Source organism: Paracholeplasma manati, from assembly GCF_025742995.1.
Taxonomy (GTDB): domain Bacteria; phylum Bacillota_I; class Bacilli_A; order Acholeplasmatales; family UBA5453; genus Paracholeplasma; species Paracholeplasma manati.
This window is the reverse complement of sequence record NZ_JAOVQM010000005.1, coordinates 76,940-87,171: the sequence shown is the minus strand read 5'-3', so window position 1 is coordinate 87,171 and position 10,232 is coordinate 76,940. Positions and strand designations below refer to the sequence as shown.

Below are 10,232 nucleotides of genomic sequence, written 5' to 3'. Positions count from 1 at the left end.
GCAAGGAGCGATAGCGGATTCTTCAGGTTATATCTTGACTTGATTATAACACTAGGACTTCAATCTTATAAATAACAATATGTAGCTGGGCCTGATCCCAAATCTACACTACATATTATACGAGGAGAGATACTATGGCAAAAGATACAAAAGTGAGTTTAAGAAGTTTAAACTTTTATCAAGTTTTTTTAAGACAACACACCCAAGAAGGGACATTTATAAGTTTAATTAAAGACCTTCCAAGAATCAAAACCTTGGGTATGGACTTCGTTTATTTATTACCGATTCATCCGATTGGCAAAGCCCATCGTAAAGGGTCTGTTGGTAGCCCTTATTCCATTCAAGACTATTACGCAGTTAACCCTGAATTTGGCACAGAGGCGGATTTTAAAACACTGTTAGACGCGGCACACCAAGAAGGGTTAAAGGTCATGATCGATGTCGTCTATAACCATACCTCTCATGACGCTGTTTTATTGAATGAACACCCTGAATGGTACTATCGCAAAGAAGGTAAACTCGCAGGCAAAGTAGGCGATTGGTGGGATATTACCGATTTAGATTTCTCACATCCAGGCTTATGGGATTATCTCATTAACGCATTAAAGAACTGGTCCATATTAGGTGTCGACGGTTTCCGATGTGATGTCGCACCAGTCGTACCACAAGCATTTTGGTTAAAAGCGCGTCAAGAAATTTCTAAAATCAATCCAGATACCGTTTGGTTAGCTGAATCCATTCATGGTGAATTTTGTAAATACATCCGTGACATGGGATTCGAAAGCATGTCAGATTCTGAAACCTTTGAAGCGTTCGACATTTGTTATGACTACGATATCCATGGCGATTTCTTGAGCTATGTTCAAGGAAAATCACCACTCAATGACTGGCTCAAAGCCATGTTTAAACAAGAGTATATTTTCCCTAAAAACTATATCAAACTTAGAAATTTAGAAAACCATGACCAAGAACGTATCGCCCATTGGATTAAAGACCCAGTGCGCTTACTCAACATCACAGGCTTATTATTCTTCCTTAAAGGTGCAACCCTCATTTATGCGGGTCAAGAATATGGGGTAGACCATCGACCTGATCTATTTGAAGTCGATAAAGTAGACATGTCGATTAAGCATGTGGAAATCCGTAACTTAATCCACCGTATGTCGCATTTAAAGAAGGACTCATTATTCCAAGTCGGTGTATATCAAATCCATATGCAAGACAAAGAAGCAGCGGTCATCAGTTATGAAAACAAAAACTCCTTAACTGTGGGTATATTCAATGTTGGAAATACCCAAGGTGAAGTCAAAGTCAACGTTCCAGATGGTACTTATCAAAATATTTTATATCCAAACCAAGTCGTTGTTAAAGATGGTAAACTCATCTTACAAGAAAAACCAATCGTATTATTCGCCATCAAACAAACCGTATAAGACAGCACTCGCTGTCTTTTTTATTTATTATTGAATACATTAAAATAGAGTGATATGATTAAATTAAGGGACGGTGTTTTAAATGAAAAAAATGTTAATAATAATTTTTTGTGTATTATTTTTATCAGGATGTGCGGAAATTTTGCAAACAACGCCTTACAAGCATCTAAAACGTGGAACAGATAAATTAGATTCATGGGATGTAGAATATGATGAAATAAATATCGGTGTATCCGATGAACAAAGCAATCATGATTCAACGAATAAACGAATTTTTATTAATTTAGAAGAAGAAAACATACACGCTAATTTAATCATAAATTACTGGGATGGACCTAAAAATTTCATAAGCGTCACAAGTATAGTCATAAAGTACTTTGATAAAGATCAGAGTATATATGTGTCAATTAGTGCTAGTCCGAATGTTTTAACAATTGACTGGGAAGAGTTATATGATGAATTATATCAACCTGATATGAACGCAGAGACTTTATATGAAACAATGCAAATGCTTAAAATCGATGACATACAAAGACTTTTTTTAGTAAATGATATCGAATATTAAAAAAACAACTCCGTTAAGAGTTGTCATGTGTTCTTGGTAAACCACATTCAAGACAGACTTTATGGGTGGCTTTATTTTCTTTGCCACACTTACAAGTCCATGGGGCTGTAGTTGAAAATACCCGATTCGGTCTTTCCTTAAATGATAAACTAGCGGCTTTATAAGCCTCCGCTTTTTCATCTTCCTCTTGACGATCAATGAGGTAACCAATCGACATCAATGCGATACCAACGGCTGGACCGAAAATGATGTAAAAGAATAATTGAAATATGAGTCCACCAATTTCTCCACCATCGTTTGTACTGAATATCATCGAAAACAGGAAGAAAATTCCAATGAAATAGCCAATCAAAGTCAATGCACCAACGAGTTTTAAGTATTTAGAAACGAATGCCATAGATATCACCTCATGAAAGTATTATACCAAAGATAACAAGGCTTTTAAAGATTATTTTAGGAAATTTATTCAATCTATTCAATGGTAAGCAGGGCTTAAAAATTGAACATTCAATTGAAAATAAAAAAAAACAACTTTTGAGGTAAAGTTGGTTTTTATTTAGATGGCAGGGCTAGCTGGATTTGAACCAACGATGACGGAGTCAAAGTCCGTTGCCTTACCGCTTGGCTATAGCCCTATCTATTAAATTCACATAAAACATGCATGGGGCGGCTGAAGGGAGTTGAACCCTCCAATGCCGGAGCCACAATCCGGTGCGTTAACCGCTTCGCCACAACCGCCATCTATGCGCAAATATTATTATACATGAAAATTTTTTCTTGTAAAGAGAAAAATATAGAAAAATTAACACAGCACAAAAAACATTGGTTAATCTAAAGATTATTTGATATGATGGAAAGTGCACAAGAGGTGACACAATGAAATTTTTAGGACGATTTATTTTTGGCCTGTTGGTCATGGTTGCAGGATTGAACGTATTTTTATTTTCTTACGTTGACATGACCGCGAGCTATTTATTAAAATATGGTAACCAAGCGATTGAAGCCGAATCAGATACTTTCTTTAAAAGCATCTACGGGTATTACGACAACAACTATCTAATCGATGAAGACATCGATGGTGATTATGATTTTAGATTGTGGGCTTTCGTAGGTTCAAACACCACTGAAAACCACATTCGTATTCAAATTGAAAACAAAGCAGGGCTTGAATTACCCGAAAACTATTTTATTCGATTAACATTGACTGGTGATGAAACAGTCGATGTCTTATTTCAAGATACACAATCTAAGTATTGGCATGCATCTTCTTTAAATCTTAAAAAGTTATTGGCTGAACAAGAAAACTATATCGATATTATAGATTTACAACTGATCAAAACCGAAGAAGTAACCACCAATGATGAAACTGAAACGGTTGAAACCATCCTGTATGATTATCCAGATACCTTATTATTAGCCGCAACCGATATGGATATTTTAGCACTAGCTGAAAACAATACCGAAGCACAAATGTTGGCCTTAGGATACACCAAAGGGACAGTCCACGACTTCTTTAAAGAATTCCAATTCATCCTTTGGAGAAACATCACGATTTTCATCGTTATTGTTGGGTTATTAACGTATCTACTCTTCTTTAGAAAACGTCGTTATACTACACACAGTGTGATCAATTCTAAAGAACCTGTTGTTCGTGAGAATCTAAATATCAAAGCGATTGAAGAGATTCAAGCGGTCGATGAACAGGAAAATAATGCATCCGAAAAATAACAGTTGAAGAATAATTGAACGTGTGTTATATTAGTAATGCACGTTCAACTTAATAGGGATATGGTGTCAACGGTAGCACAGCGGTCTCCAAAACCGTTAGTACGGGTTCGAATCCTGTTGTCCCTGCCACTTTTACAACACAGATACGCAAAAATGCGTATCTTTTTTTTCTAAATTGACGTATAATTGCCTATAAGTAAGAGGTATCTATATGAAACTGATTAAACCAACTTTAGAACATGAAGCCGTTTTAAAAGCGTATATCCAAGACATGATTCAAAATAACGACTCTTGTCATGGTTGTGGATCCATTGAGGATTATGAACGTTATGAAGATTGGCTAAAACACATCGAATCCTACGCAGTCAAAGCGTTGATTCCCAAAGACTCCAAATATGTCGAAGGTTCACAATACTTTTTGTGGGATGAAGACAACCAACAAGTGGTTGGGATGGTCAATATCAGACATGAACTCAATGCGTATTTATTGAAGTTTGGTGGCCACATAGGTTATTCCATCAGACCCAATTATCGAAACAAGGGGTATGCGAAACTACAGTTAACTATGGCACTAGATATTTTAAAACAAAAAGGGGTTGAACGAGCCCTTGTCACCTGTAACGCCGACAATATCGCCTCGATGAAAGCCATTTTGGCTTGTGGCGGTGTCGAAGATACACCAAACGTTGAACTAGATGGAACGGTCATCAAACGTTTTTGGATTACAATATAAAAAAAAGAGATGCGAGATTTTCGCATCTTTATTATTTAAATAATAAGCTTCGCCGCTTCTTTGTCGATATATACTTCAACATTCGGGTGGTTTTGTAATACCGAAGCCGGTAGTTGTTCGGTAATTGGGCCTGACAACATTTGTTTAACGGCTTCCGCTTTATTCGCGCCACTCGCCATTAAGATGATTTTCCTCGCATCCATGATGTTTTGAATGCCCATCGTGATGGCTTCTTTTGGGACGTCATCTAAGCTCTCAAAAAAACGTGCATTGTCTTTTCTGGTCTTCTCAGCCAATTTTACAATATGCGTTTTCATGTCAAACGGTGTACCTGGTTCATTAAAGCCGATGTGTCCATTTCCACCTATCCCAAGGATTTGAATATCTGGGATGTGCTGACTTAAAACAAGATTGTAAGCCTCACAAGCTTGGTCTAAATCATCGGTTTCACCGTCAGGTAAATGTACTTGATCCATTTGAATGTTGATATGATCAAATAGATTTTTCTTCATAAACGAGAAGTAGGATTCTGGATGGTTTTTACCAATCTTAACATATTCATCTAAATTGACGGTAGTGACTCTCGAATAATCGGTTTGGTTCATTTGATGGTCTTTGATGAGTAAATCATATACCCCAATTGGGGTTGAACCGGTAGCGAGTCCCAAAGTAATCGTTGGGTTTTGTCGTACATGCTCAATGAGTATATCCGCGACCGCTTGATCGAGTTCTTTTTTATTTTTATAGATGTGAATATTCATTTTATCCTCCAAAAACAACCTGGCCATTGACCAAGGTGGTTTCAATGTTATAGTGGTCATTTAAAATGACTAAATTTGCTTGCTTGCCAATCTCAATCGAACCCATCATATGATCAACTTTAAGTTGTTGAGCTGCTCTGGTCGATGACATATAAGCGACCTCAACCAATGATAATCCTAGATCATTTATTGCGTATTTGAACCCATCGATAAATCGTAGGATGGATCCTGCAAGACTACCATTATTTAGTCGTGCTTCACCCTTTGAAATGATGACCGATTGACCGCCGAGTTCAGATAAACCATCGGGCATATTTTTAGCACGCATCGAATCGGTGATCAACGTGATATTTTGATAACCCTTATTCTTAATCAATAGTTTAGCCGCTGGAATGGAAACATGGATTTTATCTAAAATCAATTCAGCCGTCAATTCATCGTGTAACAAGGCTGCACCGACCACACCGATATCACGGTGATGTAAAGGCGACATCGCATTGTAGGTATGGGTGGTGGATGAAGCCCCACGTTGAATGGCTTCTAATACTGTAGAATAGTTGGCTTTGGTATGTGCGATGGATGAAACAATCCCTTTTTGAGCTAAATAGCTGATGAGGTCCATAGAACCAGGGATATCTGGGGCTAGAGAAACTTTTTTGATAATTCCGCCGGAGGCTTTGTTAAACCCTTCAAATAGGCCAATATTCGCAGGAATAATACAAGACTTGGGTTGTGCACCTGCAGCACCTTCATGGATAAATGGACCTTCTAAATGAACACCTAACAGGATGGATCCATTGGGGTTTTGATGTTGATAATAATGTCCAATCGAAGTCAATGCATTTTCAATGTTGAGTGGTGTTTGTGTCATGGTGGTTGCGAGAAAGGCAGTGGTGCCCTCTTTGACCAAGGCAAGCGCCAATTGTTCAATGGCATATGTACTCGCATCCATCGCGTCCACATTGCTTGCACCATGGATATGTAAATCAATAAAACCGGGCACCACATAGCGTTTAACAGCGTTGTTGGGTTCTGGTTTGACATGGATATTGACGATTTTGCCATCTTGGATGATTAAGTCACCAAACACAATTTGGTCTTTTAAGACGATATATAAGTTGTTAAGCATATAGAACCTCCATAGGGATTCAGTGAGATACATGTCCATGATATCATGGAAAGAATGAAAATAAACAGGCGGGCATGATTTTGAAAAAATGCAGGATTAAAATGGCCTCTATTTTACTTTTTTGGACAAATTTTTCGAGTTCACTGTTTAGAGTGACTTATCCATCGTTCCTTGTTACAATAAAGATAATGGGGTGATGGTATGGACTTAACAACCTTTTTAGAACAATTAGAATTACCAGATTTGGTCGTCGAATACATCCTACAAATACATCAAAATGATCACAAAGATGACGATGTTTGGATTCAAGGATTAAGAGATATGGCTACGGCTACTGACACACAAAAGAAACTACGCGAGCTGTATCCAAACCCTGACGGGATGAGGATACTTTATCTATTTTTAAGAGCGGCTTTAGACAATTATCCAACTTATCAAATGCTCAAAATATCTGATGAAGTATTCATTGAAACCTATAAAGCATTACCCAGATTCATTCGAGAGTATCATAAACAATCCGGCGTTTATGCTTTTGAAAGAGATTGGTGGGCTTATCGTCAAACCGCGATGAACATCTTTCGAATTGGGGAGCTCGAATACGAGATGACAAATCAGGAAAATGAACCGGTTTTATCGATTCATATCCCTTCAGATGCGGTATTGACACACCCTTTATTAGAAACCTCATTTCGATTAGCTCGACTCTTCTTTAATAGACGTTTTCCATCATACCGTAACGCGAAAATGTATTGTCATACTTGGCTTTTAAGCCCAGCACTAAAAGGCTTATTGGAGCCATCTTCCAAAATTCTCGCGTTTCAAAGTTATTTTGATATTACCGCAACTTTTTGGGAAAATAATTCCTATCTCTATTGGGTTTTTCAAACCAGAGATACCGACTTTTCTAAACTCGAAACAAAGACTTCACTTCAAAAAAAGATCAAACCTTATGTCCAAGTGGGTAACAAGATTGGAACTGCTTCAGGTTATGTGAATTTTGATTATTTCAGGTACCATTTGGTCGAACCAAACAGCTCACATGAAACCATTGTAATGGATTACAAACAAGAGATGCTAGCCAATCAAGACACACTGAATGGCACAGGTGGCTTGGGTCGTTTTGACCACTATACCGATTGGTTGAAACACCTAGAAGTTAAAAAACAAGCAAATACCCCTGAGGATACCATTCCAACCTCAGAGTATTTGCTTGTGGATAACAATCAAGAACTGTACGCGATGCTCAACATTCGTCATTTCTTAGATGATGAACTTAGACAAACCTATGGTCATGCCGGCGCGTCCGTTCGACCTAAATATCGTAAATTGGGTTACGCGAAATTATCACTAGCTTTGGCTTTAGAACAAATCAAATCGTTAGGACAAGACGCCGCTATGATATCTTGTAGCATTCACAATTTGGGCTCTAGAAAGACCATTGAAGCCTGTGGTGGCATCTTCGAAAGATTCACCATGGACGCCTATGATGGTGTTGAAATGCGTATTTATTGGATTTATATATAAGCACGTGCATCGTGCTTTTATTTTTGGTTATTTATAATAAATAAGTCTTGTTTCGGTTTGTGAATAACTTTTTCGTAAGCCCTTTGATACAATGAAGCCGTAAAATGCTATACCAAGGGAGAAAAATATGAAAAAGTATATCCTCATATGTTTATGGGTGTTGGGTGGTTTAGCCTTATATGGCTGTAACCAAAATACTGGACCCATCTGTAATGACAATGAATCACTCATTGATGGCAAATGCGTGATCAATCGCACAGATTTTGAAAATAAATTATATAATACGGCACAATTAGCCAACGTTTCGGTGGAATGGGTCGTTACATTGGGTGAAGAGACATCTACATCGATATTAAAGTTTGATGGATCCAAATCATCGGTTCAAGCAGGCAATCATATGGAATATTTTGAAACTGTTGGATCAAGTCTATACAGATACTATCCAACCACATCCGGTTATCAAAGAGAAACCATAGAATTCAATACAAACACACCTATACAGTTCTTTGATACCCTCAAAGAATCAGATTTCACTTTGCTGGATTCCAGATACTTACTCAACTATGGTACTTATCCATCGATTGAAGCATTCGTACAAACCTATGATGATGAAGCTACTTACGCTAATTTTGAGTTGGCTGTAGACACATTCATTACACAAATCAAACTCGACATCATCGTTGGTGATTTGGTATATAAATTGATCTTAAACTACTATGATTATAATCAAACAACGGTGGAGGTACCAACCTATGTATCGTAACCAATGGATCAAGAAAACCTTATTGTTGTTATTTGTTACGTTATTGACCCTCACATGGATTCAACCTTTCCGTGTTGAAGCCGCTTTAAGAATTTATCAAAAGTCTAGAGATACCCAGTATGTTGAAGGGGTTAGACACATTAAGATTGCTGCTGAAATCGACTTCAATGGTACGATTTCCGAACAAGTCATTAATTATGCAGGAATCAACCTTAAAAATAACCCCCACATTCAAGTGGTGGTTGGGGATAATTATCAAGATTTTGGATTTGGTATGTCAACAGTGCCTCAACAAATTTATAACATCCATCAAAAATTTCCTGATGTCAAAGTCATCGCAGGTGTCAATGGTGATTTCTACAACATGAGCAATGGCATTCCTGTGTCACCTTATGTTAGAAATTATGAAGTCATTTTCCAAGGGACCACTTGGGCAAGAACATTGGTTGGATTCAAAGCCAATGGCGATGTGGTGTTTGGTAAACCAACCTTTAGCGGTTATGAAGTGATGGTATTTGACCAAGATGGTTCACTTAAGTTGAATCCGGTTAAAGTCGATGGATTCAATCGTGAACCAGCGAACACCAATGAAGTGACTGTCATTTTCCCTGAATACGCAAATGAAATTCCTTCAGGGTCATCCAAGATGATGATAGAAGCGAGTGATATTAAATCCGATGGTTCAGGTTCAAGGTATTTTGCGAGAGGCCAATACTCAAGTGAAACCAATGATACCGTTTCGGTTCAAGAACACCAATTTGTTTTGATGGGTTCCAAAGTATTTTCAGAAGGATTCATCGAACCAAACGATACCATTGTCATTCAACAACGTCTATCTGGCGCATTTGAAGGTGTCAGAGACGCCGTAGGCGGATGGGAAATATTGGTGAAAGATGGGTTGCCTGTGACTGAATTTACACAGGGAGCGTCTTATCAATTTCGAGCACCTAGAACCGCTGTAGGCATTAAAAATGATGGTACGGTATTCTTTGTTACAGTCGATGGTAGAAACATGCCACTTGGGATGGACGGCGTAACTGCATATGAAATGGCCGAAATCATGGCGTATTTCGAAGCCGACCACGCGATCAATCTGGATGGTGGTGGCTCAACCACCATGGCCATTCTCAATGGCGATGATTATGACATTGTCAATACACCGTCGGATGGTCATTTAAGATCGAATGCCAATGGGGTATTCTTCATTAAAGGTAACTTACCTGTGGGTTTACCACCGATTCCATATCCAGACACTAGAACGGTTTTAAGTACACCTAATCAATTATTCATCGATGAAAACGGTCAATTGTCATTTAATACCATTGAACACGCTACTCGTTATGAAGTATGGATCAATGGCACGACCAAGATAGATACGACATCCACATCTGTGAATTTGAACTTACCAATGGGGACTTATACCATACAAGTACGGGCGTTTGGTGACCATGAAACCTACAAGCAATCGTCTTATTCACAACAATTATCGTATACCGTATATTCGAATGATATGCTCAACTTCTTAGATTTCATTCGAGACTATACCCAAGCACAACACAACGCTAACCAATCCAACTAACCCTTGGATTGGTTTCT

General features: G+C 38.0%; 10 protein-coding genes and 3 tRNA genes. 8 read left to right on the top strand and 5 right to left on the bottom strand.

The window, feature by feature from the left end; translation table 11 throughout:
* Nucleotides 1-134: 134 nt before the first annotated feature.
* Nucleotides 135-1,433 (top strand): alpha-amylase family glycosyl hydrolase, encoded by a 1,299-nt coding sequence (locus tag N7548_RS06760; protein WP_263608710.1) that lies wholly within the window; start codon nucleotides 135-137, stop codon nucleotides 1,431-1,433.
* 82 nt (nucleotides 1,434-1,515) lie between these two features.
* A complete protein-coding gene (locus tag N7548_RS06755) occupies nucleotides 1,516-1,998 on the top strand; it encodes a hypothetical protein (protein ID WP_263608709.1) in 483 nt (160 codons plus the stop codon).
* A gap of 13 nt (nucleotides 1,999-2,011) precedes the next feature.
* Here N7548_RS06755 and N7548_RS06750 read toward each other — a convergent pair whose 3' ends face one another.
* The 3 genes from N7548_RS06750 to N7548_RS06740 all read right to left on the bottom strand — a co-directional run bounded on the left by N7548_RS06750 (nucleotide 2,012) and on the right by N7548_RS06740 (nucleotide 2,736).
* Nucleotides 2,012-2,395 carry a hypothetical protein gene (locus N7548_RS06750; RefSeq protein WP_263608708.1) on the bottom strand — a complete coding sequence of 128 codons (384 nt, stop codon included), beginning with the start codon at nucleotides 2,393-2,395 and terminating at the stop codon, nucleotides 2,012-2,014.
* 164 nt (nucleotides 2,396-2,559) lie between these two features.
* Nucleotides 2,560-2,633: transfer RNA gene (locus N7548_RS06745), tRNA-Gln, on the bottom strand.
* A gap of 27 nt (nucleotides 2,634-2,660) precedes the next feature.
* Nucleotides 2,661-2,736: transfer RNA gene (locus tag N7548_RS06740), tRNA-His, on the bottom strand.
* Nucleotides 2,737-2,874: 138 nt separating this feature from the next.
* On the opposite strand from N7548_RS06740, the gene N7548_RS06735 reads away from it, so the two are divergent.
* From N7548_RS06735 to N7548_RS06725, 3 genes are all read left to right on the top strand, one after another.
* The gene (locus N7548_RS06735) at nucleotides 2,875-3,726 is read left to right on the top strand and encodes a hypothetical protein (protein ID WP_263608707.1); all 852 of its coding nucleotides are present in this window, start codon (nucleotides 2,875-2,877) and stop codon (nucleotides 3,724-3,726) included.
* A 54-nt stretch (nucleotides 3,727-3,780) separates the two neighbouring features.
* Nucleotides 3,781-3,855, top strand: a tRNA-Trp gene (locus N7548_RS06730).
* Nucleotides 3,856-3,937: 82 nt separating this feature from the next.
* Nucleotides 3,938-4,459, top strand: a complete 522-nt coding sequence (locus N7548_RS06725; RefSeq protein WP_263608706.1) for a GNAT family N-acetyltransferase — start codon at nucleotides 3,938-3,940, stop codon at nucleotides 4,457-4,459.
* Nucleotides 4,460-4,494: 35 nt separating this feature from the next.
* Here N7548_RS06725 and nagB read toward each other — a convergent pair whose 3' ends face one another.
* Complete coding sequence (nagB, locus tag N7548_RS06720) at nucleotides 4,495-5,220, bottom strand: glucosamine-6-phosphate deaminase (RefSeq protein ID WP_263608705.1); 726 nt, start codon at nucleotides 5,218-5,220, stop codon at nucleotides 4,495-4,497.
* A 1-nt stretch (nucleotide 5,221) separates the two neighbouring features.
* A complete protein-coding gene (gene nagA, locus N7548_RS06715) occupies nucleotides 5,222-6,349 on the bottom strand; it encodes an N-acetylglucosamine-6-phosphate deacetylase (protein WP_263608704.1) in 1,128 nt (375 codons plus the stop codon).
* 201 nt (nucleotides 6,350-6,550) lie between these two features.
* Here nagA and N7548_RS06710 point away from each other — a divergent pair, with 201 nt between their 5' ends.
* From N7548_RS06710 to N7548_RS06700, 3 genes are all read left to right on the top strand, one after another.
* Nucleotides 6,551-7,873, top strand: a complete 1,323-nt coding sequence (locus tag N7548_RS06710) for a GNAT family N-acetyltransferase (RefSeq protein ID WP_263608703.1) — start codon at nucleotides 6,551-6,553, stop codon at nucleotides 7,871-7,873.
* A gap of 127 nt (nucleotides 7,874-8,000) precedes the next feature.
* Nucleotides 8,001-8,636 carry a hypothetical protein gene (locus tag N7548_RS06705; RefSeq protein ID WP_263608702.1) on the top strand — a complete coding sequence of 212 codons (636 nt, stop codon included), beginning with the start codon at nucleotides 8,001-8,003 and terminating at the stop codon, nucleotides 8,634-8,636.
* Nucleotides 8,626-10,215 (top strand): phosphodiester glycosidase family protein, encoded by a 1,590-nt coding sequence (locus tag N7548_RS06700; RefSeq protein ID WP_263608701.1) that lies wholly within the window; start codon nucleotides 8,626-8,628, stop codon nucleotides 10,213-10,215. The genes N7548_RS06705 and N7548_RS06700 overlap by 11 nt, the downstream gene beginning before the upstream one ends.
* Nucleotides 10,216-10,232: the final 17 nt, after the last annotated feature.